The following is a 24942-nucleotide window of genomic DNA, read 5'->3' on the forward strand; positions in this document are numbered from 1 at the left end:
ATTGGCGGAAGAGAGCAGGAGTCGAACCTACCAGGGACCGCTTGGCCGCCCCTCCCGGTTTTGAAGACCGGGCGCCCCACCGGGGAACGATCTCTTCCAGAGGCTGAGTCAGCGCGCCGTCAAGTCGTGCAGGGCGCTGTCGTGGCGCAGGACGTGATCGTCCCGCACGCGGCGAGTGTAGCCAATCCGGTCGAAGAATTCGAGGATGGCAATGGCGACCTTGCGCCCGCCGTCCCCATCGCTGAACAGGATGTCACGGAAAGGCGCAGCACGCGCCGCCCCCTGTTCGACATTGAGCTGACGCACGATCCCGGCCAGCTCGGCGACGGCTCCAGCGGTGAAATAGTGGTCGTGCGCCACGGGATAGAGTTCACCAGCGCGGGCGAGCCGCTTGAACAGCCGACGCACCTCATGCTCAGGCGTGCCTGTCGCCTTGGCCACATCGCGCACGCGCGGCGGATTGTAGGGCTTTGCGTCCAGCAACGGCCGCCACGCCGCGAAACACGCACGGTCACTGTCGCTGACGCTGGCGCGATGACTCGGCCGATGCAGCCAGGTGCGGGTCTGCGCGATCGCGCCCGAAGCCAGCAGTTCGGCGCGTAGCGCCGCAAAGACCGGACGCGCCAGCCTGACCGAAGTCAGGCGACGCAGCCGCTCGGGCTCGACCCCGATCATGTCGGGCGCGCGCGCGTGCTCCTGTTCCAGAACGTCGAGCAACCGCGCCCGCAGTCCCGCCCAGGCCGCCGATCTGAGGCCGATCACCGTCTCGCCCTCGCGAATCACCCGCAACCCGACGCGCTGCCACAGCGCTTCCGCCGCGTCCCGATCCAGATTCCAGCTCAGGGCGAAACGCTCCAGATCGACACCGGTCGTCGACTGGTCGGCCAGATATTCCAGCGCCACGACCGGATCGTCATCACGCAAGCGATCGAGCAAGGCCAGCCGCTCGGGCGTGCGTTTGTGACGGGTGGGCGGAAAAATGTCGAGTACCCGCCCGCCGGCGACCGTGCGCTGAGCGCCGGCATCGCGCAGGATGAAGCGATCGCCGCGCAGAGCCAGAGTCTCGCGTTCCAGCAGCAGCTCGACCAACGCCCGTTCGCCCGGCGCGACCTCCCGCGTGTCGAGCAGCGCCACGCGCCCGACGATGTCCTCGGTGCCCAGATGGACATGCACGCTCTGCATGTGTCTCAGAGCCGGCTGACTCGCCGGCACGCGCACTTCGCCCTGCACGCGGTTCAGCGCTAGCACCAGACTCGGCTCGACCAGCCACTGGCCGCGCCGGATGTCCGATTTCTCGAACTCGCCCTTGAGCGCCAGGGCGCAGCGTTCGCCGGCCTGACCGCGCTCGGCGGGCCGATCCTGGACGTGCAGACCGCGCACGCGCGCCTTCAGTCCCGGCGGGGCGAGCATCAGCGTCTCACCGACCGCGACGGTTCCGGCATGGGCCGTACCCGTGACCACGGTGCCGACACCGGACAGTGAGAAGGCGCGGTCGATGGCCAGCCGAAAACGCCCGCCCGCGGCCGGAGGCACGAAGGCGGTCGCCTCACGTTCCAGATGATCGCGCAGGGCGTCCACGCCGTCCCCCGTGCGCCCGGATACCGGAAACAGCGGACACGTGGCTAGTGCCGTGCCCGCCAGCAGCTCGTGCACCGCGTGCCGGGCCGCGTCGAGCCGCTCGGGCGCGGCGACGTCGATCTTGGTCAGGGCCACGGCGCCCCGGCTCAACCCGAGCAGATCGAGCAGTTCCAGATGCTCGCGCGTCTGGGGCATGGGACCGTCATCGGCGGCGATGACCAGCAGCACGAAATCGATGGCGGTGGCCCCCGCCAGCATGTTGTGGACGAGCTTCTCGTGCCCCGGTACATCGACGAACCCGAGCACCGAGCCGTCGGCCAGCGGCGTATAGGCATAGCCCAGATCGAGCGTGATGCCGCGCGCCTTCTCCTGCGGCAGTCGGTCCGCGTCCACGCCGGTCAGCGCCTTGACCAGCGTGGTCTTGCCGTGGTCGATGTGTCCGGCCGTGCCGATCAGCATGGGACGGCCTCCAGCCAGTCGGTGCCGGCCAGCTGAGCGGCGAATTCGGCCTCGTCCTCGGGCGCCAGACAACGCAGATCGAGCCGGAGCGCGTCGTCCTCGATACGCCCGATGACCGGGCGCGGCAGCGCGCGCCAGGCCGCTTCGAGCCGATGCAGCCGTCCGGTCTTCCTGTCGGGCGCGCGAATGGCGAAACCGGCCGAAGGCAGCCGATCGACCGGCAGCGAACCGGAGCCGATCTGCGACCGGAGCGGGACGATCTCCAGACTCAGATCCAGCGGCGCCAGCGCGGCGTGCAGGGTCGGGAACAGTCGCTCGGCGACGGCCTGGATCTCGGCGGTCGGGCGGGTCAGATAGCGCAGGGTCGTCAGACGCTCGGCGAGCCGGTCCGGATCGCGATAGAGCCGCAGCACGGCTTCGAGCGCGGCCAGGGTGATCTTGCCGACGCGCAGGGCGCGCTTGAGCGGATTGGCCTTGATCGCCGCGATCAGATCGCGCCGTCCGACCAGCAGTCCGGCCTGCGGTCCGCCGAGCAGCTTGTCGCCCGAGAAGCTCACCAGATCCGCACCGGCGGCGAGAGATTCGCGCGGCGTCGGCTCGTGCGGCAGCCCCCAGCGTTCCAGGTCGACCAGGGTTCCCGAACCCAGGTCGACGACGAAGGGCAGGTCATGGGCATGAGCCAGCCCGGCGAGTTCGCGTTCCGGCACCGCCTTGGTGAACCCCTGGATCGCATAATTGCTGGCATGGACCTTCATCAGCATCGCCGTGCGCGGACCGATGGCCGTGCTGAAGTCCTTGAGATGGGTGCGGTTGGTGGTGCCGACCTCGACCAGCCTGGCTCCGGCGCGCGTCATGATGTCGGGGATGCGGAAGGCGCCGCCGATCTCGATCAGCTCGCCGCGCGAGACGATGACCTGCTTCTTCGGCGCCAGGGTATTGAGCAGCAGGAAGACGGCGGCGGCATTGTTGTTGACCACGGTCGCCGCCTCCGCGCCCGTGAGTTCGCACAACAGTTCCTCGACCAGAGCGTCACGATCGCCGCGCCGACCGTCTTCGAGCGCATATTCGAGCGCGCAGGGCTGGCGCGCGGCCGTCACCAGTGCCTCGATCGCTTCCTCGGGCAGGGGCGCGCGCCCGAGGTTGGTGTGCAGCACCGTGCCGGTCAGGTTGAAGACCGGGCGCAGTCGGGGGCGAGCCAGTGCCGAGGCCCGCGCATCGATCTGTTCGATCAGACGGGCCGTCTCCGGGACGGGCGCACCGTCGCGTGCCGCCGCTCGGGCTTCGGCCAGGGTCTCGCGGATGAGGCGGGTGATCACGGCCAGACCGTGCCGTTCACTGAGCGCGAGGATCTCCGGCTCGGACAGCAGACGGCTGACGGCGGGCAGCGTGGCGAGCGGGTTCATTCAGCGCTGTTCCAGACGTGCACGGGTCCAGGTCCAGGCCGCCAGCACGGCCGCGCCCGCCGCCAGACCGACCAGCGCATTCACGACCAGGGGCGTCAGCGCGCCGAGCAGGGGACCGATCGCAGCGACTGCGCCGAGCGATGCGCCGAGATGTTCGATCGCGTGATGCAGGACGGGCAGACCATGGACGATGATGCCGCCGCCGACCAGGAACATGGCGATGGTTCCGGCGACGGCCAGCGCCTTCATCAGCCAGGGCGCGGCGCGCAGCAGGACGCCACCGAAGGCGCGCACCGCGACCGCCCGCCAATCCGTGCCGGGGCGGCGGCTGAGATAGAGTCCGGCGTCGTCGAGCTTGACGATTCCGGCGACCAGACCATAGACGCCGATAGTCATGACGATCGCGATTCCGGTCAGCACCAGGATCTGGGTCAGGAAGCTGGCCTGTTCGACCGTGCCGAGCGTGATGACGATGATCTCGGCCGACAGCACGAAATCGGTGCGGATGGCGCCCCGGATCTTGTCGCGTTCCAGGGCCGCCAGATCGACGTTCGGATCTTCGAGCGCCGCAGTCAGCTCTGCGTGACGGGACTCGGCCTCCTCGCCGCCGTGGCCGAACTTGTGCGCGATCTTCTCCGCACCCTCATAGCACAGGTAGAGTCCGCCGATCATCAGCAGCGGCAGGATCGCCCAAGGGGCCATGGCGCTGATCGCCAGCGCCAGCGGTACCAGGATCAGCTTGTTGACCGCCGACCCCTTGGCCACGCCCCAGACCACCGGCAGCTCGCGCTCGGCGCGCACGCCGCGCACCTGCTCGGCATTGAGCGCCAGATCGTCGCCGAGCACGCTGGCGGTCTTCTTGGCCGCGACCTTGGTCAGGAGCGCCACGTCGTCCAGGACGGTGGCGATGTCGTCGAGCAGTGCGAGTAGACTCGTAGCCATGTTCAAGCCGCATCCAATATGTGAAAGTGGGTCTCGCCGACCGCGCCCCGCCGGACGGTGGAACCTGACGTTCGGGGAGCGAGTCTCAGGCAGATCGCCTTCGGTGGGCGAGGGGCTATTTGACCGCCATCGCGTGCTTGTGTCGAGCGAGACGAGGGAGGAAAATCGCCCGCTATTTTCGCAACGAATCCGATCGAGACCTCTGCCATGTCAGCTACACAGCGTTTTCTCTACCCACTGACCTTTCCGCTGCGCCTGGTGCCGGGCACTCTGCACAGCCGCGCACTGGCCGGCATCCTCAATCAGGTCATGAAGGAGTCACTGGCCGAGGGTGAACTGGACTTCCTGGAAGGACGACGCATGGCGATCGAGATCGACGATGTCGGTCTGCGCTATCGGCTGGGACTGGAGAACGGGCGCATCCGTGGCTATGGCGATGACCGCCCGGCCGATGCCAGCATCGCCGGCGGTCTGCACGAATTCCTGCTGCTCGCGGCGCGGCGTGAGGATGCCGACACGCTCTTCTTCCAGCGCCGGCTGCGCATGTCGGGCGACACCGAGCTGGGGCTGTATCTCAAGAACTTCCTCGATGCCTTCGAGCCGCCGGCACGCTGGGCGCCCATGATTCGCACCCTCGAACGTCTGGCCGACATGCGTTTGCCAGGGCGCAAGGCGTAATCCGAGGGCGCCCGGGATGTACCGGCATCCCAGGCGCCCTTGACGTTTCGGCACTTCAAGCTCCAAGCAACGACCGATCATTCACGATCAGCGAATGTTCTCCGGCTCGTCCTTCAACAGATAGGCCTCCTCCTCGGGCGTCAGATCCACATCGTCGAAGCCGTTGACCATGGGCATCAGGTGCTCGCGAAACGAGTGCCCCGTGGTCAGCATGTAGACGTGCACCAGCACGAACACCAGGATGGCATAGGCCGCGCCTGTGTGGACGTAGGCGAAACCCGTCAGCCAGTCGCTCGCCTGCGGCAGATCCCGCCACAGGAAATAGAACAGATAGATCAGCCCGGTGATCCAGATCAGCGGAAAGAGCACGATCTTGAGCATCAGATAGGCCAGCGCCTGGAGCGGGTTGTGCTTGCGCCAGTAGGCTTTGCGATAGGGATGATGCTCGCCCTTGAAGATGCCGAAGCTGTAGAAATGAAAGACCTGCCACATCCCGGACAGGGTCGGGATGAAATGGCGCCAACTGCGGGTTGTGAACAACCAGAAGGTGCCGAAGGCCCAGAGCAGGAGCAACAGCAGGGCGGACAGGGTGTGGAGCGTCACGGCGGTCTCGAAGCGGATCAAATGATGGAAGCCGTGCAGCCCGAAACCGGAAAACAGCAGCACCATGATCAGCGCCATCTGCGACCAGTGCCAGAAACGCTCGAACAGGCTGAAGATCTTGACGCGGCGGATGGTCATGAGTGCTGTCCTCTGAACGATGAAACGATCCGGATCAGGGCATGTCCCAGGATGCCGGCCAGGGTACCCATGACCGCGATGACGCCGATCAGATCCAGCCAAGCATGGTGATCGCGGCCCGGCAGATAGAGCCCCTTCAGGCCGTCGAGTCGTCCGCCCACGGCATGACAGGATTCACAACTCAGTGCCTCCTCCTTGGGCGCGACCATGTGGGTGATGGGCCAGTAGGAGACGGTCTCGACGAAGCCGTACTGACCTGAATAGGGCAATCCGGCCTTCTTCATGCCAAAGGCAATGGCCTTGCCCATGTCGTAGTTGCCCCAGTAGGAGCTGTCGTCCTCGCCCCACAGATGCGTATAGACCAGGGTGCCGTTGCCCACATCGGCCGGCATCCAGGTGTACATCGCCTTGAACGGCCAGATACGCGAATGTCCATCCTCACGGTGTCCGGTGAAGTCGTTGATGGCGATCGGCTGCCGATTGACGTCGAACTTGGTATCGATGGTGGTGTAGGTCATCTGACCGTCGAACCAGCGATAGAGCGGAACCAGGTTCTCGGCGTAGATGAAATCGCCCTTGATCGACTTGTAGGTATAGCGGTGCTCGCCGTTGCCCTGGGTGTAACCGTGCTCGTGATAGCCCTCGCCGTTGCGGGTCTTGCCGGCGGTGCGCCAGTCCCAGTGAGTCATGGTCGCCACGCCGCCGCGCGCGTACTCGGGAATGTGACAGGTCTGGCAGGCGAGGCTGGAGGCATGGTCGTTGCGCTTGAAGGAGGCGATCGAGTCGACCTGGTGCGGTGCGAGTCCATGACAGGACTCGCAGGTCGCTACGTCGCGGCGCTGACCGGGCAGTCCGGTACCGTCCTGATCCTTGGCCTCGATCTGGTAGCGGCTACCGGCCCAGAGATGCTTGTTGGTGATGTGGCAGGCGGTACAGGCGAAGTTCAGCCCGTCGACACCCATGTGCACGTCGAGCGTGCGCGGCGGGTTCTTCAGCGCCGAGGACAGATCGCCATGCTTGACGTTGTCCCCGCCGCCGCCGTTGAAGTGACAGGTGCCGCAGTTGGCGCGCTCGGGCAGACCGACGCTCTGGGCAATGCGGCTCAGGTCCATCGCGGGCTTGCCCTCGAACATCACCGAGCAGGCGGGGCTGCCGGGACTGTTGGGCGTCTTGTAATAGGTGCCGGTGCGGTCGTGACAGACCAGGCAGTCGATCTTGGTTTCGTCGCTGAAGTCGAAGCCCTCGTCCTTCCAGCCATAGCCGGCGTGGCACTGGGCGCACATGCCTTCGTTGCCGCGCGCGTTGGTACAGAAGTTGTTGACCAGATGCTTCTTGCCGAGCAGCTGACCGGTCGCCGGATGGCGGTACTCCCAGGTCCAGTGAATGTTCTGCATGAAGTGCTTGCCCGTCTCGGTATGACAGCTCAGGCACGCCTGGGTGACATCCGAACCCGTGGCGAAGGACTGCTTGAGGATTTCGAACTTGGTGTGATCGGCGGTGCCGCCGGTCAACGGACCCGAGATCTGTTCCGATGGGGTTGGGGTGGCCGGAGGTGTCGGCCATTGGCTCTGGGCGCGCGCGTCGGTCGCGACGAACGAACCGACGAACAGCACGGCCAGGGCGCATCCGAGGAGGGATCGCATGGGGCTGACTCCAGGGCAGTGGATGGACGGCGTATCCTGGTGAGGATCGACGCCGTGCGCCATGACATAGGGCAATAAAACTGTAATTCGTCGTGTTGCTGACCGACGGCGTCACGGATTTCGACGTATCGTCAGAAGATCTGGACGCGCTTGAAAATCCTTCTAGAATAGCGCCGCCGTGCATGGTTCATCGCCGTCCGGCCCCGTCTCGTCCCATTCGCCCGATCGATCTCTCTGTTTTCTGAGGAGTCCCTGCGTGCTCGAACGCATCATCGAACGTTTGCTCTATGCCAGCCGCTGGTTGCTGGCGCCCGTCTATCTGGCGCTCTCGCTGGTGCTCATCGCGCTCGCCGTCAAATTCTTCCAGGAGATCTATCATCTCTTCGCCCATATCCTGACGATGAGCGAGTCGGACATGGTGCTGCGCATCCTGGCGCTGATCGATCTGTCGCTGGTGGGGAGTCTGCTGGTGATGGTGATGTTCTCGGGCTACGAGAACTTCGTCTCGCGCATCGACGTGCGTGAAGGCGACGACCAGCTCGACTGGCTCGGCAAGCTCGACGCCGGCACGCTCAAGCTCAAGGTGGCCGCCTCGATCGTGGCCATCTCCTCGATCCATCTGCTCCAGGTCTTTGTGAACATCCCTCAGATCGAGAGCGAAAAGCTGAAGTGGTACGTCATCATCCATCTGACCTTCGTCGTCTCGGCGCTGCTGATGGGTATCCTCGATCGCATTTCGTTCGCCTCGCACCGCGAGCCGAGCGACAACAAGCCGGTCGGGCATTGAGGAGGCCGTCCCCGTTCAGCGCATCTCTGGAGCCGTGACGATCCGGTCGCGGCCGCCCTTCTTGGCCGCGTAGAGTGCGCCATCGGCCATCTTGAGCCAGTGCTCGGCACTGGCCAGCGTGCCGAGTTCGGCGATCCCGATCGAGACCGTGATATCGAGTTCCAGCCCCTCGTGCTCGATGCGCATGATGCGTATCGTATCGAGCAGGCGCTGCGCGAGCGGCAGGGCGCTCTTGAGCGAGGTGTCCTGCAGGATGGCGGCGAACTCCTCGCCGCCGTAGCGTGCAACGAAGTCGCTCTTGCGCGGAAAGCCCTTGGTGCAGCAGTTGGCCAGCCGCTTGAGAACCGTGTCACCGGCCGGATGTCCGTACTCGTCGTTGACCCGCTTGAAGTGATCGGCGTCGATCATCAGCAGACAGGCCGACTGTCCCGAGAGTTTGCAGAGTTCGAACACCCGTTCGAGTTGTCTGTCGAACGCCTTGCGGTTGTAGAGGCGCGTCAGACCGTCCAGATCGTTTTCGCGTTGTGCCGCATCCAGTTCGCCGCGTAGCGATTGGAGTTTGCCATTCAGGTCTTCGAGCAGCCCCTGATTACGCTTCGAGCGCTCGCGCGCGATACTGGAGATCAGCTCGATGGCATTCATCGCCTCGCGGCTCAAGACTTCGATCGGGGCATTGTTCTCGATCGTGCTGCGTAGTTGGTTGATGACTTGCGTGACCTTGGTCTGCTCCTCCTGGTCTTCGGCCAACACCAGTCCCAGTGTCTGCACGAACTCGCCCATGACCTGGCGGGTGCCCAGGATCTGGCGATTGACGTAGGACTGCTCACTGCGCCGGATGCGGGTGACGAAGTCGCGCAGGCCGGCCCAGTCGCGGCGAGCGCTGGTGTTCGCCGCCACGACCGATTCGTCTTGGTCCTTGGAGGCGTCCGGTGGAGCGGCCATGAGGACGTGCCGGCTCCAGCGCTCGAGTTGCTCGGCAAGGGTGGCGGCCTTGATCTCGTCGAGGTCGAAGGCGTACTGGCCCCAGGTGCGCAGGACCGAAGCGAGCTGGTCGAGTGCCGCCTGTTCCAGGGTGGCGAGTGTTTCGGAGTCGCTGGGGGTGGCGGGTGCGGCGCGCGTCGTCTCGCTTGGAACGCCGCCGGATTCTCGTTTCCAGAATTTGACCATTTCGGTGCGTGCCCCTGGACGCTGGATGATGTCTGCTCGGAAGGCTGGATAGAGAAGATTAGCGGGTCCGGGGCGACTAGACGAGAGAAAGCCGTTGGCGTTGACGTATGCTGCCGGGATTCGGATGCGGCATGGGCGCGACACGATGCGTGTCACGCCCATTGCAGCCTCCAGCTTGACTGGAAGGTTTGCCGTCAGCTCTTGGTCGTGTCGACGTCCATCGGAATATAGACCGGGCACCAGCGGAAATAAGCCGTCGCCAGGACGACGAAACCGATCAGTCCGAGCGCGTTGGCATTGGAGATGCCCCAGAGCAGGATGATGACGCCGGCGATGGCGCGATAGAGTCTGTCTTTTTCACCAACATTCGTGGTCATGCGTGACACTCCTGGATGTGGTTATCGCTGTACGATGACTCGTCGAACCCGTTGCGTTCCGCCGATCCGGGTCGTGAGCCGACCGAGTCTTCGACGTATGAGACGCCGCGACGCTGTCGCGGGGGCATAACCATAAAACAAAAGGGGTTTGGACGAAACCCATTTGAAACACAGCGCGCCCCGGCATGACTCGGGCCTTAGGCGGCGCGAATGACCGCGCCCAGGCCCGGGCGATCACTCAGCGCAGCGTTTGCAGGAAGTGCATGTGACGCTCATAGTGATCGAGCACGTCGCCGATCAGATCGGATGCGCTCCAGCCCATGACGTCATAGTCCTGCCCGCCCTCGCTGAGATGGACCTCGGCGCGACAGTACTCCAGCGTCTCGGCGCGCTCTGCTGTGGTGTCACGCAGCACGAAGCTCGGCGCCTCATAGGTGCGCGGACGCACGCAGTAGTAGAAGTCGATCTCCTCGCCGTGACGGACCTCGACCCAGACCCGGCCGTCCTCGCCCTCGCCGAGACTGGCGTCGAGCTGCATCCGGCGCAGTTCGTCGGCCACGTCGCTCAGGGCCGGGCGCACCACATCCTGGATGAAGCGCACCGTCTCCTCGCGCGTCGGCTGGTGGATCAGGTTCTGCAGCCGCTGGCGCCAGCTCAACGGCGCCGCCGGTCCGACCGGGGTGACACGCGCCTCGCGCAGGCTCAGATGCTTGATGTCGTCGATGCGCAGCGCGCGCATCAGACCCCAGCACATCAGGATCATGACGATGGTGAAGGGCAGAGCGCTGGCGATGGTGGCCGTTTGCAGCGCCGACAGTCCACCGGCGATCAACAGCGCCGCCGCGACCACGCCCTCGACCGCCGCCCAGAAGATGCGCTGCCAGACCGGCGATTCGGTCTGACCGCCGCCAGAGGTCAGCATGTCGACCACCAGTGAGCCGGAGTCCGAGGACGTGACGAAGAAGGTCACGATCAGCAGGGTGGCAAGGACTGCCGTGATGTTCGACAGCGGCAGGTACTCGAAGAACTTGAACAGCGCCACCGAGGTATCGGCGGCCACGGCGTCGGCCAGTTCACCGATCCCCTGCATCAGGATCATGTGGATGGCGGTATCGCCGAAGAAGGTCATCCACATGAAAGTGAAGCCCGTGGGCACGAACAGCACCCCGAGCACGAACTCACGGATGGTGCGCCCACGCGAGACACGCGCGATGAACAGCCCGACGAAAGGCGCCCAGGCGATCCACCAGCCCCAGTAGAACAGCGTCCAGCCGCCGATCCAGTCGTTGGGTTCGTAGGCGTAGAGGTTGAACGTCATCTCGAACAGGCTGGAGAGATACATGCCGGTGTTCTGCACCAGGGTCTGGAGCAGGAACACCGTGGGCCCGGCCACCAGCACGAAGGCCAGTAGCGCCACGGCCAGGATCATGTTGAGTTCCGAGAGCCGGCGGATGCCCGCATCGAGTCCCAGTACCACCGACAGGGTGGCGATCGCGGTGATGACGGCGATCAGGACCACCTGGGTGGTGATGCCGACGGGGATGTCGAACAGATAGTTCAGACCCGAATTGATCTGGATGACGCCGAAGCCGAGCGAGGTGGCCACACCAAAGAGCGTACCGACCACGGCGAAGATGTCGACCGCATGTCCGATGGGGCCATAGATCCGCTCACCGATGAGCGGATAGAGCGCCGAGCGGATGGACAGCGGCAGATCGTGACGGAAGGCGAAATAGGCCAGCGACAGCGCCACCACGGCATAGATGGCCCAGGCATGGATGCCCCAGTGGAAGAAGGTGATGCGCATCGCCTGACGCGCCGCCTCGATGCCCTGCGGATCACCGACCGGCGGGCTGGCGAAGTGCATGACCGGCTCGGCCACGCCGAAGAACATCAGGCCGATGCCCATGCCGGCCGAGAACAGCATCGCCAGCCAGGAGGCATAACCGTAGTCAGGCTGCGAGTGCTCCGGCCCGAGCTTGATGCGCCCGAGACTGGTGAAGGCCAGCACGGCGACGAACACCAGGAAACCGGCCACCGACAGCACATAGAACCAGCCGGCCGATTCGATGACCCAGGATTGCATGCCCTTGAACAGCGGCTCGGCGATCTCGGTGGCCAGCGCGGCGAAGAGCACGAAGATCAGCACCAGGGCCGCCGAGATGATGAAGACGGGCGGATTCCACTGGATCCAGGGACGTTTCTCAGCCGCTGGAGGTGCTCCAGCGTTCTCAGGTTTTTCGCTCATGGCGCGCGCTCCTTAGAAGTAGTAGCCGAGATTGAGGTTGAAGCGATAGTTCCATTCGTCGTTGCCGTTGACGCCGAAGTCGCCGACACCGTCGAGACGTCCATAGTCGTCGCTGCCGTCGCCGCTGGCCTCGTTGCCGACGAAATAGTTGCCGTTGGAGTAGGCCAGATCACTGTAGATGTACCAGCCGCCGCTGGCCCAGGCGGCGCCGATCACCCACATCTGGCTGTCGTTGAAGGCGCTTTCATCCTTGATGATGCGGCTGTATTCGACATAGGGGCGCACCGAGTCGAGCCAGGGCAGACTCGGCGTCTCCTTGAGATAGCTGAGTGAGACGGCCGGGATCCAGGCCTTGGCCGCCACCGGCCAGGCGAAGTCGTAGGCGCCCATGGGGATCAGCGTGTCGGTGCCCCAAGGGTTGTTCGCATCGATGTCGTACTCGTAGCGCGTGAGCTGGGTGGCCAGGGTGAAGTCGTCGAAGCGGTTGACCATGTGCGCCGAGGCGGCCCAGTGGCTGCCGTCGTCGGTGCGCTGGCCCTGGAGCTGGCCGTATTGCAGCGAGACACCGAGATCGGTCGGAACCCGGCTGTCGGTCAGGCTGTAGATGGCGCGCAGGTTGAACTGATGGCGTTCCTCGTAGCCGTTGTGGGCGCCGCCGTAGATCACATTGCCGTCGGCATCGACCGACTCCTCCCAGCGCACCGCGTCATAGCTGTAGCGGGCGCTGTCGAGACTGCGGCCGAAATAGCTGCCCTCGCTGGCGGCGTAATAGGCGAAGTCCAGCGACCAGGGGCCGCGTTTGGTGCTGTATTTGAGGCCCAGATCCATGTCGTCGGAGAGTCCGACATAGTAGTGCTGATCGAAGAACCAGCTCTGCGATACGCCATAGGGGCCGGGACCGAAGGGGACGCGGTTGATACCGACCTGGACTTCGCTCGCGTCGGCGAAGCGGTAGCCGAGCCAGGCGGTATGCGGGAAGTTGTAGCTGGTGCCGCTGTCGGCCGGATACCAGCGGTATTCCAGACGCCCGATGATGTTCTCGTAGTCCAGTGACAGGTTGAGGCGGAAGGTGTCGAGTTCGACGTTGCCGCCGTTGCCGCCGCGATTCGGGCCGTTGTCGAAGCCCTGATAGCTGCCGATGACGGCATTGGCGCGCAGCGCGCCGCCGATGGTCACGGGGCCGATGCGGAAGCTGTCGTCCGGTGCGGTGGTCGTCGTCGCCGTGTTCTCGGTCGTGACGGTCGCCGGATCACTGTCGGAGGCGGGCGCGATGGTGTTCACGGTCGTCCCGGCCGTCGAAGCCGTGTCGGTGCGCGCGGCCTTCAGTGCCCGTTGGGCCTCGGCCAGTTCGCGGCTCAGTTCCGAGACGCGCCGTTCGAGTTCGGCGACATTCGGGCTTGCCAGAGAGACGGGAGCCTGGGCAAGAGCGGACAGACAGACGACGCCCAACCCGGAGGCCAGGCGGCCCCGTTTGGGGCGCGAAGATTGGATTGTCATGAGCGAAACTTCCTATCGATTGCACGCAGTCATGGTGTTGAGGCAATGACTGGCGAAGTGTCCCGATCGACCGGCGGGGCTGGCCCGAGAATCCGGCGGGCATGGGGACGATGATAGAGCGGCCGGATCGCTATGGGGGCGATCCGGCCGCTCAGGTATCGAGTAGCGCTGCTCTCGGCCGACTCGGAAGCAGAGCGTCGAGTTCACGACGATCTGTGTCGGTTCAGGAGAACAGCGCGCCTACGCTACCGATCGAATCGATCGAACGCAAGGCTCATGACAGTTATCTGGGCGGCTTGGCCGCCTTGCAGCACCAAGGCGTCTGGGTTCAGGCGTAGGCGGGCGCAAACGCCTTTTCCGGCTCCTCGACCGGGCCGTCAACGCCCCAGTAGGGCGAGAGTTTGCGCAGTTGGGCCACGATCGGCGGCACGGCTTCGATGACGCGCTCGACTTCCTCAGCGGTGTTGTAGCGCGAGAGCGAGAAGCGGATGGTGCCGTGCGCGGCCGTGTAGGGGATGCCCATGGCACGCATCACGTGCGAGGGTTCGAGCGAGCCGGAGGTGCAGGCCGAACCGCTTGAAGCCGCGATGCCGAGCTTGTTGAGTAGTAGAAGAATGGCCTCGCCTTCGATGTATTCGAAAGCGATGTTGGCGGTGTTCGGCAACCGATTATCCGTGTCGCCGGTGACGAAGCAGTGGGGCACAGCCGCAATCAAGCCCTGTTCGAGCCGGTCGCGCAGAGCGCGCACGCTGGTCTGCTCGTGTTCCATGTATTCGAGCGCCATGTCGCACGCCTTGCCGAGTGCGACGATGGCGGCGCTGTTCTCGGTGCCGGCACGCCGTCCGCGCTCCTGATGACCGCCGCGCAGCAGCGGACGAAACCGGGTGTTGCGCCGCAGATAGAGCACGCCGATGCCCTTGGGTGCGTGCAGTTTGTGGCCTGAGAGCGACAGCATGTCGATGGCGGTCCGTTTCAGATCGATCGGCACCTTGCCGACGGCCTGCACCGCATCGGTATGAAAGAGAACACCGGCAGCCTTGGCCATCTCAGCCATGCGCTCGACCGGAAACAGGGTTCCGGTCTCGTTGTTGGCCCACATCACCGAGACGATGGCCACGCGCTCGGAGAGCAGTCGTCCGTAGGCGTCGAGATCGAGCCGCCCGCGACCGTCGACCGGCAGGTAGTGGACGGTATAGCCTTCTTTCTCCAGTTGCTCGCAGAGCGCCAGCACCGCCGGATGCTCGACGACCGTCGTGATGATCTCGCGTCGCTCGGGCTGAACCCTGAGCGCCGAGAGGATGGCGGTCGAATCGGACTCGGTGCCGCAGGAGGTGAAGACGATCTCGGAGTCGTGCTCGGCGCCGAGCAGGGTCTGGACCTGGACGCGCGCCTGTTTGAGTGCCTGTCCGACCCGATTGCCGAACTGATGGATCGAAGACGGATTGCCGAACTGCTCGGTGAAATAGGGCAGCATGGCCTCCACCACCTCAGGGGCGACCATGGTGGTGGCGTTGTTGTCGAAATAGATGCCTTGAGCGGTGGCGGTCATGCGGTGGGCCTCCTGATTTGAAGTGTCCGAAGCGCGATCAGGCACAGGCGGCCAGTTCAGGTTCCTGGGGGCGCGGCCTGGCCTCGGCCGGGATCACCCGCACGAATTCGCCCAGTGCCTCGACCATCCGTTCCTGGATGCCCTCCAGGGTCACGGCCGCCATCTGACAGCCGGCACAGGCGCCACGCATCTTGACGTAGACCTGGCGCCCATCGACATCGACCAGCTCCACGTCACCGTGATCGCGTTGCAGCGTCGGGCGGACGCTGTCTAGCACGGCTTCGATGCGGCGGATGCGCTCGACCGTGGTCAGTCGCGGGCGACCGGCCTGGACCGGCAGCGGCGTGGTGCCGGCGGCAGGCGCGAAACTCTTGCCGGACTCGCCGAGCACGCGGTTCAGGATCTCCTCGACGCCTTCGTGACAGGCCGAGCAGCCGCCACCGGCCTTGGTGTAGTTGACGACTTCTTCGACCGTGCTCAGTCCATTGGCGCGGATGGTGTTCTCGATCAGCTTTTCATCGACGGCGAAGCATTTGCAGACCAGCGCGCCTTCCTCGTGATCGTCCTTCCATTCCTCGCCGCGATAGTTGGCCACGGCCGCTTGCAGCGCCTCGCGTCCCATGACCGAGCAGTGCATCTTCTCGGGCGGAAGGCCGTCGAGATAGTCGGCGATGTCCTGGTTGCTGACCTGGAGCGCCTGATCGAGCGTCAGGCCCTTGATGATCTCGGTCAGAGCCGAGCTGGAGGCGATGGCCGAGCCGCAGCCGAAGGTCTGGAAACCGGCGTCGAGGATGGTCTCGGTCGCGGGGTCGACCTTGAGGGTCAACCGCAGCGCGTCGCCGCAGGACAGCGAGCCGACCTCGCCGGTCGCGTTGGCGTCTTTGACCGCCCCGGCGTTGCGGGGGCTGAAGAAATGCTCCTGGACCTTTTCGGAATATTCCCACATGGCGTGTCTCTCCAGCATCGTTTGGCTTGTACGTCCGGCGCGGGTGCCGGCGTCTGGCTTGGGTCTCGATCGAGATCGATGCGAGAGCTTAAGCAAACGCCATGCCGAATAATGCTCTGGGTTTTGGCGCCTGTTTTGAAAGGGTTTTGGTTAGAGTCAGGGCGGTTGAGGCTGTCGGCTCCGGTACGGTACGGCGTGTCCGGATGTAGCAAACCCGACAAGGCCCGCCCCGCCATGCAAGTCGCCAGTACCCGGCTGGGGTGTCAGAGGGCGCAGAACTCGGCGACAGCGGGGCAGGATGTGGCCCGAAGGCGATCAGGACAGGAAGGAGCAGCAGTAATCGGTCAGGCTCAGGACACGGACGCTGAATTTGGAGTCGGCCGGCACCTCGAACGATTCGCCGCCCTGGACGCGGCGCCAGCCGTCTTCGCCGGGGAGCCGGACATCGAGTTCGCCGCTCAGGATCTCCATCAGCTCGGCGGCCTGGGTGCCGAACTCGAACTCGCCCGGCTGCATGATGCCGAGCGTCTTGCGGCTGCCGTCGGCGAAGATGAGGGTGCGGCTGGTCACTTGGCCGTCGAAATAGATGTTGGCGGCCTTGATGATCGTGACCTGTGCAAATTCGGACATAGATATCGATTCCAGAGACGAATGATGGGGTTGGTTCGGACGGAGAGAATAGGCGATTCTCGAATCCTCTGCGCCAAAATTTGGCATCTGGACTTTGGCGCAGCCGGGAGCTGGGACCACTGTTTCAGAGCCAGCGGATCACGGCCAATACAATCGACAGCACCAATCCGGCCCAGAGCGTACCGGCGACCAGCCAGCGCTCCATCTGACGCTCGACCGGGCTGGTACGGGTCGCGTGCCACTGCCGGTCGATCCAGTCGATTCGAGGTGCGAGCAGACGCTCACGCCAAGCTACCCAGCGACACCAGATCCAGCGTTGACTCCAGCGCCACAGCGGCGGCAGCGGACGCAGCGCCTCCAGCAGATCGCCGGGCGGGATGCGGTCGAGTATCCCGTCGAGCGTGCCGGGACGCTGGAGCGCGGCCAGCAGCACCGGCAATCCGAGCGCCAGGGCGATGGCGATGAGGTTGAGATTGGTCGTCCAACCGAGCTTGGCCCCGTCGCTGAGTGCAATGGCCGGCGGCAGCACCAGGATCGCCGCGATCAGCAACCCCCAGGCCGCACCCGCCGCCCGATAGCCCGGCTCGGGATGCGGCTCAGTACGCCACATCAGCCACAGAAAGCGCGCCATCAGCAGCGCCGTGACCACGGACGCCAGCCCCAGACCCGCGCCGAGCCAGCGCCAGTCGAGCACTTCCAGCACCGGCTTGAGTCCGTCCTTGGTGATGGCCCCGCTGGTGAGCGGCGCGCCGATCATGACCAGCACCAGCAGGCTCAGCCCGGCGAGGATCATTGGCTGGCGCCCGCTCGTGTGACGCAATCCGACCCCGAGGAAGAGTCCGCCCTTGGTCAGGGCATGGTGTCCGGCATAGAAGGCGAGCGCCGGCACCCCGACAAGGGCCAACCGAGGTTCGATCAGCAGCAGCCCCAGTGCCAGGGTCATGAATCCCATCTTGGCCACGCTCGAATAGGCCAGCACCACCTTGGGGTTGGTCTGGATCAGACCGATCAGTGGGGCCAGGATCGCCGTGATCAGCCCAGCCAGCACCAGCAGCAGTCCCCAGTGCGGCAGCGCCAAGGCGCCGAGCGGCAGGAAGCGCAGCCAGCCGAGCAGGGCGGCCTTGATCATGGTTCCGCTCAGGACGGCGCTCGCCGGCACGGGCGCGGCCGGATGCGCCAGCGGCAGCCAGACGTGCAGTGGCATCAGACCGGCCTTGACCGCCAGCCCCAGGATCAGCAGCCCGATGGCCAGATCGTCGAGTGCCGTCAGTGCGGTGGCCGAGGGCGCGAGCGAGCCGGTCTGGTGCGCGATCAGCACCAGCGCCAGGAAGAGCGTGGCCTCGCCGAGCAGGGTCAGGATCAGATAGACCTTGCCGGCGCGTAGCGACTCACGCCGTCCGTCGTAGATGACCAGACCATAGGAGGCGATCCCCATGAGCGCAAAGCCGGTGTAGAAGCTCACCAGATCGAGTGCGACGATCAGCCACAGATTGCCCGCCATCGCGAACAGGAAGAACAGATGGAAGCGCCCGGCGTGCGGACTGTCGCGCAGGGCGCGGACGGCATGGACGGCGGCGACCAGCCACAGCAGTGCCGTGAAGCCGAGAAAGATCCGCCCCGGCGTGTCCAGACCCAGGGTGGCGCCGACCAGCAACCAGGGCAGTTCGACCCGGGCGCCGGCCGGAATCCATAGCGCCGTCGCCAGCGCCGGCAGGGGCGCGAGCGCGACCAGCCAGTGCCGCCGGGGCTGGAGCACCAGCGGCGCGAGTAGCAGCGGCCACAGCCAGCTCAGGATCAACGGCAGCGTCATGGCGTGATCAGGACCAGTAGCAGAAGGAGCACGGTTACGCCCAGCCACAACCAGCCGGCGGTGGGCCAGGCGCGTAATGTCCGCTCGGGATCGGATGGCGGCGGACCGACTCGCTTGCCCAGACCATAGAGATGCGCGCGCGCCGCCTCGACCGTTGCGTTCCAGCGTCCGAACAGCGTGCGCCCTGCCCAGAGCTGGGCGGCCAGGATCGGCTCGATCAGCACCGCCAGATCGCCCAGACTGCGCCGACGCGCGGGACGTCCCGAGCCGGGCGCCCGGCGCCAGATGGCCAGTGCCAGCGGTGCGGCGATCAGCGCGGCGACGAGCATGGCTCCGGCATTGGTCGGCCAGGCCGACGGCTCGCCGAGCACGAATGGAAAGCCCGCGACCAGTCCGAGCAGCAGAATCCAGGCCGTAAGACTCCAGATCGGAAAGACGGGCCGGGGAGCGATCGGCGTCTGAGATTCCCTGGAATCATCAGCTGTCGGTGCGGCTTCGACCACGTTCGGCGCTGGCCAGATCAACCAGACGAAGCGCGCCATCAATAGCGCAGTCGCCACCGTCGCCAGCATCAGCGCCAGATCGAGCCAGATCCAGCCTGGCGAGAGCAGCACCGGCTTGGCGACGTACTTGGCCAGTGCACCACTGGTCAGAGGCGCTCCCGCCAGCGCCAGCGCCAGCAGGATCAGCCCCGCACGCACCAAGGGCCGCGCCGGGTCCAGATCACGCAATCCCAGCCCCAGAAACAGCCCCGACTTGACCAGCGCATGATGCGCAGCATAGAGCGTGAGCGCCCCGACCCCGACCGGCGTAAGCTGAGGTTCGAGCAACAGCAACCCTAGCAGCAGCACGAACAGACCCGCCTTGCTGATGCTCGAATAGGCCAGCACCCGACGCGGATCGGTCTGCACCAGCCCCACGCCCAGCGCCACCAGCAGACTGACCAGCCCCAGCCACACGAACAGCATCCCCCATTCTGGCAGCGCGACCTGTCCCAGCGGCAGCAGTCGCAGCCAGCCGAGCAGTGCGACCTTGCTCATGGCCCCGCTCAGCACGGCGGCGGCCGGCGCAGGTGCGGCGCCATAGGCCAGCGGCAGCCAGGGGTGCAGCGGCATGAGTCCGGCCTTGATGCCGAACCCGAGCAGCAGCAGCGTGATCACCGCGCCATCGGGCGTCGGCGTCTCGGGCAGACTCCAGGTCACGCCCTGAGTCCGCGCCATCAGCAGCAGCGCCACGAACAGCGCCAACTCCCCGATCAGGGTCATGGCCAGATAGACACGCCCGGCCCGTCGGCGCATCAGCCCGCCCGGATGCAGGATCAGCCCATAGGCCGCCAGCCCCATGAGGGCGAAGCCGACATAGAACCCGACCGGCTCACGCGCCAGGATCAGCCACAGATTGCCGGCGAGCGCGAGCAGGAACAGCAGCCGGAAACGCCCGGTCCCAGGCGCCGTACCCAGCCGTTCGACCACCGACACCGCCGCCAGCGACCACACCAGCGCCGTGAACAGCAGAAAGACCCGTGTCGTCTCATCGAACCCAAGCGCGGTGCCGAGCAGCAGCCAGGGCAGTTCCAGCGTCGCGTCGGGCGGCAGCAGCGCCAGAGCGGCGAGCGCGGGTAGCGGCGCGATCAGCACCAGCCAGCGCAACGCCGGATGCACGGCGAGCGGCGCGAACAGCAGCGGCGCCAGCACCACAGCCAGCAACAATCCACTCATCGCCCATACTCCCGCTCGGCGATCAGAGTCGCCCATTCGAGCGGACTGAAGGGCGCGGCGGCCAGCAGACCCGCGACTACGGCCAGTAACGCCGTCACCACCGGCGGCCACAGCAGGGACGGGGCCGTCTCCAGCCGTTTCGACAACACATGCTCCTTCGGCCAGTGCTCCGGCGGCGGACGGAACCAGGCGCGATAGAGGATCGGCAGGAAATAGGCGGCATTGAGCAGACTGCTGACCAACAGCACGCCGATCACCCAGTAGGCCCCGGCCGAGGCCGCGCCCAGCCCCAGATACCACTTGGTGACGAACCCGGCCACCGGCGGAATGCCGATCATGCCGAGCGCGCCGACCGTGAAGGCCAGTGTCGTCCAGGGCATGCGCTGGCCGACACCGTTCATCTCGCTGACCTTGTGCACGCCGAGCGTCTCGGCATAGTTCCCGGCACAGAAGAACAGCGTGATCTTCATGATGCCCTGATGCACCAGATGCACCAGACCGCCGATGGTCGCGATCGGGCCGAGCACCGAGGCGCCGAGCGCGATATAGGACACCTGACTGACGGTCGAATAGGCCAGCCGCTTCTTCAGCCCGTCCTGCGACAGCGCCTTGACCGATCCATAGACGATGGTGGTGGCCGCCAGCACGCCGAGCACGGTCAGCAGCCCCAGATCATGGGCGAATTCGACGCCATAGACGTCATAGACCACGCGCACGATACCGAAGGCGCCGGCCTTGACCACGGCGACCGCGTGCAGCAGCGCACTGACCGGCGCCGGCGCGACCATCGCCTGCGGCAGCCAGCCGTGCAGAGGCACCAGCGCCGCCTTCACGCCCAGCCCGGCCAGCAGCAGGAAGAAGATGACGATGAACTGACCGTGCAGCGCCTCGGGCGCCGCCCCGAGCAGACCGCCCTGGGTGAAAGCCAGTTGACCGACCAGGGTCTGGAGCCAGACCGCACCGACGAACAGCAGCACGCCGCCGCTCATGGTGTAGGCCAGATAGACCTTGGCCCCGTGATCGGCGTCCGGCGTGCCGCGATGGGCGACCAGCGGATAGGTCGCCAGCGTGAGGATTTCGTAGAAGACCACGAAGGTCATCAGATTCCCCGCGAGCGCGATACCCACGGTCGCTGAGACGCAGAGACTGAAGAAACCGAAGAAGCGGCTACGGTTCGGCGAGTGCTCCAGATAACCGATGGCATAGATGGTCGTCACCAGCCACAGCACGGTCGACAGCGCCACGAACAGCACCGAGAGCGCATCGGCGCTCAGCACCAGCTCCAGACCCGGCATCAGCGTCAGCCGGCTCTCGTAGACATGGCCGTGGAAGACGCCCCAGATCATCCAGCCGACCAGGACGATCTTGAGCAGGGCGCCGAACATATTGAGCAGGGTTCGCCGCCAGTGACTCTCCTCGCCCAGCAGGAAGATGAGCACGCCCGGCAGGGCGGAACTGAGCACGATGGCCAGCGGCAGATAGGGATCGAGATTCATGCGTTCAGACTCCCGCTCCGAGCAGGACGGCGATGGGCTGGGCGGCCAGACCGACGGCCAGAGCCGAGAGCGCGGCCAGCAGCAGGGCCGGGATCTCGGTGCGCGGATCGGTCAGGAAGCACTTGGGCGTCGGTTCACGGTTGAAGGCGCGCGCCAGCACCCGAAACACATAGGCCGCCGCCAGCAGGGTACCGGCCATCGCCACCAGCGCCCACCACCATTGACCCAGGGCAATGGCCTGCCCGACCAGTATCCACTTGGCAAAAAAGGTACCACTCGGCGGCAGGCCGATCAGGGCCACACCCGCCAGACCGATGGTGAAGGTCGCCGCCGGCAGACTCTGGGCCGCGCCGCCGAGTTCGCGGATGCGATCATGCCCGGTGCTCTTCTGCACCAGCCCGGCGGCGAGGAAGAAACCGGCCTTGGCGAAGCCGTGGGTGAGCGCCAGCAGCACCAGCGCCGTGAGTAGCCGTTCGCGCGTGTCCCCGTCCGGCGCGGCCGTCAGCAGCGGCAGGAACAGGAATAGATAGCCGATCTGGGCCACGGTCGAATAGGCCGCCAGCAGCTTGAGCCGTTCGGCCCGCAGCGCACGCCAGGAACCCCAGAGCACCGCGCCCGCCCCGAGCAGTCCGAGCAGCATGGCCGCCGGCAGGGTCGCGATCCCGTCGAACAGATCCAGCCACAGCCGCAGCACCAGATAGATCGCCGCCTTGACCACCAGCGCCGAGAGCGCCGCGCTGACCGGCGCCGGTGCATTGGCATGGGCCGGCGGCAGCCAGAAGTGCAGCGGGAACAGGGCTGATTTGAGCAGCAGTCCGCCGATCATGAGCGCCAGCGCCGACCAGGCCACTGGACCGGGCGTCAGCGCTTCGGCCACCAGCTCCAGATCCAGCACGCCATAGGCCGTGTAAAGCAGGGCCACACCGAGCAGATAGGTCATGGACCCAAGCAGGCCCACCAGCAGATAGCGCAGATTGGCCTCGGCGGCTTCGCGGGTGCCGGTGAGCGCACCGAGCGCGGCGGCCGAGAGTCCCAGCAGCTCCAGCATCACATAGAGGTTAAACAGATCGGCGGCCAGGAACAGCCCGTTGAGCGCCGTCCACAGCAGCAGCCACAATGGCCAGAACTTTCGGCTCGATTCAGCCGCGCCGAAATAGCCGGTGGCATGGATGCTGATGGCCAGTGCGACCAGATTGGCCATGGCCACCAGCGCCGCCGCCAGACCGTCGGCGCGCAGACCGATGCCGAGTGGCACGCCCCAGCCGCCGAGATCCGAGTGCAGACTCTCGCTGCCCCAGACCGTGACAGTCAGCCACAGCGCCACGGTGGTGGTCGCCAGCGCCGTGAGCATCCCCAGGGTGCGCGACCAGCCGGGGAGCATGGTGACGAGCAGCGCCCCGAGCAGCGGCAGCGCGACCGCGAGCGCCAGTGGATCAAGCATGGGTTCCGTCCTCCCGGTCATCGATTCCGTGAACATCAGGCGTCCGTTCACCATCCTCCCGATCCAGACGCCGGCCGAAGGCAAGCGCCAGCGCCGTGGCGCTGACCGCGACCACGATCCCGGTCAGCACCAGGGCGTGCGGTACCGGATCGGGCGGCGCATCCAGCCCGCGATAGGCGACCGCGACCAGGACATGGAACACCCCGGCGCCCATGATGTTGAGCGCGATCAGTTTGCGCCACAGGGGTTCGTGACTGATGAAGGACCAGACGCCGAGCAGGAAGAACAGGAGGCCGGCGCTGCCGTAGAGCAGTTGGGTCAGTAGGATCTCGTGGCTCATGGTTCGGCGGGCCTCGTGGTGCGCGGCCGGCCGCCGAGGAAGGCCGCTGCCAGGGTGGCGCCGATGCTCAGGGTGGCGCCGGTCTCGATGGTCAGGATCAGCCATTTGGCCAGCGCCGGCGGATAGGTCAGGAAGCCCAGCCCCAGTCCCATGAGCGTCAGCCCGACGAGCGCGAACACCAGGGTACCGAGCGCGGCCAGCACGCGCAGCCAAGCCTCGCCCGGCAGACCGGCGTTCGGTCGTCCCGAGAGTGCCAGGGTTACGCCGGCTGCGCCGAGCAGGGCGCCGGCCTGAAACGCCCCGCCCGGCGCCTGCCCGCCGATCCAGAGCAGATAGCCGCCGGCGATGATCAGCATGGGCACCACCCAGCCGACCAGACTGTCGAGCAACAGCGCCGCCGGCTGATAGGGCGCCGCCGCCGGGCCGAGCGACCAGATCCCGAGCAGCGCGGCCAGCAGCACCGCCAGTTCGAGCAGGGTGTCATAGGCGCGGAAGTTGAGCAGCACCGAGGTCACGGGATTGCTGGCGCCCGACTCGGGCACCCGTTCCAGCGCCAGGGCCGCCAGCCGCTCGCCCTCATGGCCGGTGAGACCGCTCCAGAAGGCCCAGAACAGTAGCGCCCCGATCGCCGCCAGCAGCAGCGGGATCAGGAGGGTTTGGGGATTCGAGGATGACATCTATCGTCTCCGGGCCGCGCGTCGGGCGGCGGACAGCATCAGCGCCCCGGCCAGACCCGCGCCGATGGCCGCCTCGGCCAGCGCCAGATCGGGTGCGCGCAGTCGCGCCCAGACCAGGGCCAGCAACAGGCCGAACGCAATGAAGAGAATGACCCCGCGCCGGGGTTCGCGGCTGGTGAGCGCAGCGAGCGCCAGCCCCAGCAGCGTGGTCGAGAGCAGGATGTCGAAACCGAGCAGCAGTGGATTCAATGGGCGTCCTCCCCATCGCCGCGCAGGGCGCGCTTGGCGATCAGATGGGCTCCGGTGGCGCTCGCCACCAGCACGAACAGCCAGACGAGCACCAGCTTGAGTCCGTTCAGGACTCCCGGTGCCTCCAGCAGCAGACCCAGGATCAGTAGCCCCAGTCCGACATTGTCGGCCTTGGTCAGGGCGTGCAGCCGGCTGAGCCGATCCGGCAGCCGCATGAGTCCGACCGTGCCGGCGACGAAGAAGAAGGCCCCGGCCAGGATGCAGGCGGTCGACAGCCAGGGCAGCAGTGTGGTGAGCGTCATGCGTCCTCGTCCTCGCGTCGGCGGGTGAAGGCGACGATGGCCACCGCCGCCAGCAGTGAGAACACCAGCGCCACGTCGATCAGCGCCGGCACCCGGATCACCGGGATCAGCACCAGCAGCAGCCCGATCCCGGACGTGCCCAGCAATTGCGCAGCCATCAGGCGATCCGATGGCGTCGGGCCGATGGCGACCCGGATCAGACCGATACTCATGGTCGCCAGCAGCAGCAGGGCGACGGCCAGATGGATATCAGAGAGTGACATG

General features: G+C 65.9%; 23 protein-coding genes and 1 tRNA gene. 2 read left to right on the plus strand and 22 right to left on the minus strand.

Annotated features, from left to right (window positions below):
- Nucleotides 1–2: 2 nt before the first annotated feature.
- The 4 genes from ALVIN_RS17540 to ALVIN_RS06870 form a co-directional block, all read right to left on the minus strand.
- Nucleotides 3–98, minus strand: a tRNA-Sec gene (locus ALVIN_RS17540).
- 10 nt (nucleotides 99–108) lie between these two features.
- Nucleotides 109–2037: a selenocysteine-specific translation elongation factor gene (gene selB, locus ALVIN_RS06860; protein WP_012970599.1), complete on the minus strand. Its 1929-nt coding sequence runs from the start codon at nucleotides 2035–2037 to the stop codon at nucleotides 109–111.
- Nucleotides 2031–3440, minus strand: coding sequence for an L-seryl-tRNA(Sec) selenium transferase (gene selA / locus ALVIN_RS06865; protein ID WP_012970600.1), 1410 nt, complete (start codon nucleotides 3438–3440; stop codon nucleotides 2031–2033). The genes selB and selA overlap by 7 nt, the downstream gene beginning before the upstream one ends.
- Nucleotides 3441–4382, minus strand: a complete 942-nt coding sequence (locus ALVIN_RS06870; RefSeq protein ID WP_012970601.1) for a DUF808 domain-containing protein — start codon at nucleotides 4380–4382, stop codon at nucleotides 3441–3443. It abuts the gene before it with no gap.
- Nucleotides 4383–4589: 207 nt separating this feature from the next.
- Here ALVIN_RS06870 and ubiT point away from each other — a divergent pair, with 207 nt between their 5' ends.
- The gene (gene ubiT, locus ALVIN_RS06875) at nucleotides 4590–5060 is read left to right on the plus strand and encodes a ubiquinone anaerobic biosynthesis accessory factor UbiT (RefSeq protein WP_012970602.1); all 471 of its coding nucleotides are present in this window, start codon (nucleotides 4590–4592) and stop codon (nucleotides 5058–5060) included.
- 87 nt (nucleotides 5061–5147) lie between these two features.
- Here ubiT and ALVIN_RS06880 read toward each other — a convergent pair whose 3' ends face one another.
- Nucleotides 5148–5801 (minus strand): cytochrome b/b6 domain-containing protein, encoded by a 654-nt coding sequence (locus ALVIN_RS06880; RefSeq protein ID WP_012970603.1) that lies wholly within the window; start codon nucleotides 5799–5801, stop codon nucleotides 5148–5150.
- A complete protein-coding gene (locus tag ALVIN_RS06885; protein WP_012970604.1) occupies nucleotides 5798–7444 on the minus strand; it encodes a tetrathionate reductase family octaheme c-type cytochrome in 1647 nt (548 codons plus the stop codon). Before ALVIN_RS06885 ends, ALVIN_RS06880 begins: the two co-directional genes overlap by 4 nt.
- A 256-nt stretch (nucleotides 7445–7700) precedes the next feature.
- On the opposite strand from ALVIN_RS06885, the gene ALVIN_RS06890 reads away from it, so the two are divergent.
- Entirely contained in the window at nucleotides 7701–8231 is a 531-nt protein-coding gene (locus ALVIN_RS06890; RefSeq protein WP_012970605.1) for a TIGR00645 family protein, read from the plus strand.
- A 15-nt stretch (nucleotides 8232–8246) separates the two neighbouring features.
- On the opposite strand, the gene ALVIN_RS06895 is transcribed toward ALVIN_RS06890, so the two are convergent.
- The 16 genes from ALVIN_RS06895 to ALVIN_RS06970 form a co-directional block, all read right to left on the minus strand.
- Nucleotides 8247–9398: a GGDEF domain-containing protein gene (locus ALVIN_RS06895; protein WP_043795559.1), complete on the minus strand. Its 1152-nt coding sequence runs from the start codon at nucleotides 9396–9398 to the stop codon at nucleotides 8247–8249.
- A 194-nt stretch (nucleotides 9399–9592) separates the two neighbouring features.
- Nucleotides 9593–9775, minus strand: a complete 183-nt coding sequence (locus tag ALVIN_RS06900) for a YgaP family membrane protein (RefSeq protein ID WP_012970607.1) — start codon at nucleotides 9773–9775, stop codon at nucleotides 9593–9595.
- 238 nt (nucleotides 9776–10013) lie between these two features.
- Nucleotides 10014–12023, minus strand: a complete 2010-nt coding sequence (locus ALVIN_RS06905) for a BCCT family transporter (RefSeq protein WP_012970608.1) — start codon at nucleotides 12021–12023, stop codon at nucleotides 10014–10016.
- A 12-nt stretch (nucleotides 12024–12035) separates the two neighbouring features.
- The gene (locus ALVIN_RS06910) at nucleotides 12036–13520 is read right to left on the minus strand and encodes a hypothetical protein (RefSeq protein WP_012970609.1); all 1485 of its coding nucleotides are present in this window, start codon (nucleotides 13518–13520) and stop codon (nucleotides 12036–12038) included.
- Between the two features lie 328 nt (nucleotides 13521–13848).
- On the minus strand, nucleotides 13849–15069 hold the full coding sequence (nifS, locus tag ALVIN_RS06915; RefSeq protein ID WP_012970610.1) for a cysteine desulfurase NifS: 1221 nt from the start codon (nucleotides 15067–15069) through the stop codon (nucleotides 13849–13851).
- Nucleotides 15070–15106: 37 nt separating this feature from the next.
- Nucleotides 15107–16015 carry a Fe-S cluster assembly protein NifU gene (gene nifU / locus ALVIN_RS06920; RefSeq protein ID WP_012970611.1) on the minus strand — a complete coding sequence of 303 codons (909 nt, stop codon included), beginning with the start codon at nucleotides 16013–16015 and terminating at the stop codon, nucleotides 15107–15109.
- A 315-nt stretch (nucleotides 16016–16330) separates the two neighbouring features.
- Nucleotides 16331–16645: a pyrimidine/purine nucleoside phosphorylase gene (gene ppnP / locus ALVIN_RS06925; protein WP_012970612.1), complete on the minus strand. Its 315-nt coding sequence runs from the start codon at nucleotides 16643–16645 to the stop codon at nucleotides 16331–16333.
- 124 nt (nucleotides 16646–16769) lie between these two features.
- A complete protein-coding gene (locus tag ALVIN_RS06930; protein WP_012970613.1) occupies nucleotides 16770–18455 on the minus strand; it encodes a complex I subunit 5 family protein in 1686 nt (561 codons plus the stop codon).
- Nucleotides 18452–20173 (minus strand): proton-conducting transporter transmembrane domain-containing protein, encoded by a 1722-nt coding sequence (locus ALVIN_RS06935; RefSeq protein ID WP_012970614.1) that lies wholly within the window; start codon nucleotides 20171–20173, stop codon nucleotides 18452–18454. The genes ALVIN_RS06930 and ALVIN_RS06935 overlap by 4 nt, the downstream gene beginning before the upstream one ends.
- On the minus strand, nucleotides 20170–21669 hold the full coding sequence (locus ALVIN_RS06940; protein WP_012970615.1) for a complex I subunit 5 family protein: 1500 nt from the start codon (nucleotides 21667–21669) through the stop codon (nucleotides 20170–20172). Before ALVIN_RS06940 ends, ALVIN_RS06935 begins: the two co-directional genes overlap by 4 nt.
- 4 nt (nucleotides 21670–21673) lie before the next feature.
- On the minus strand, nucleotides 21674–23110 hold the full coding sequence (locus ALVIN_RS06945) for a complex I subunit 5 family protein (protein WP_012970616.1): 1437 nt from the start codon (nucleotides 23108–23110) through the stop codon (nucleotides 21674–21676).
- On the minus strand, nucleotides 23103–23450 hold the full coding sequence (locus tag ALVIN_RS06950; RefSeq protein ID WP_012970617.1) for a sodium:proton antiporter: 348 nt from the start codon (nucleotides 23448–23450) through the stop codon (nucleotides 23103–23105). Before ALVIN_RS06950 ends, ALVIN_RS06945 begins: the two co-directional genes overlap by 8 nt.
- Nucleotides 23447–24127: an MnhB domain-containing protein gene (locus ALVIN_RS06955; RefSeq protein ID WP_012970618.1), complete on the minus strand. Its 681-nt coding sequence runs from the start codon at nucleotides 24125–24127 to the stop codon at nucleotides 23447–23449. The genes ALVIN_RS06950 and ALVIN_RS06955 overlap by 4 nt, the downstream gene beginning before the upstream one ends.
- Nucleotides 24128–24376 (minus strand): DUF4040 domain-containing protein, encoded by a 249-nt coding sequence (locus tag ALVIN_RS17965; RefSeq protein WP_012970619.1) that lies wholly within the window; start codon nucleotides 24374–24376, stop codon nucleotides 24128–24130.
- Nucleotides 24373–24678: a monovalent cation/H(+) antiporter subunit G gene (locus tag ALVIN_RS06965; protein ID WP_012970620.1), complete on the minus strand. Its 306-nt coding sequence runs from the start codon at nucleotides 24676–24678 to the stop codon at nucleotides 24373–24375. Before ALVIN_RS06965 ends, ALVIN_RS17965 begins: the two co-directional genes overlap by 4 nt.
- Nucleotides 24675–24941, minus strand: coding sequence for a monovalent cation/H+ antiporter complex subunit F (locus ALVIN_RS06970; RefSeq protein ID WP_012970621.1), 267 nt, complete (start codon nucleotides 24939–24941; stop codon nucleotides 24675–24677). The genes ALVIN_RS06965 and ALVIN_RS06970 overlap by 4 nt, the downstream gene beginning before the upstream one ends.
- Between the last annotated feature and the right edge of the window lies 1 nt (nucleotide 24942).

It is taken from the genome of Allochromatium vinosum DSM 180 (genome assembly GCF_000025485.1).
GTDB lineage: Bacteria > Pseudomonadota > Gammaproteobacteria > Chromatiales > Chromatiaceae > Thermochromatium > Thermochromatium vinosum.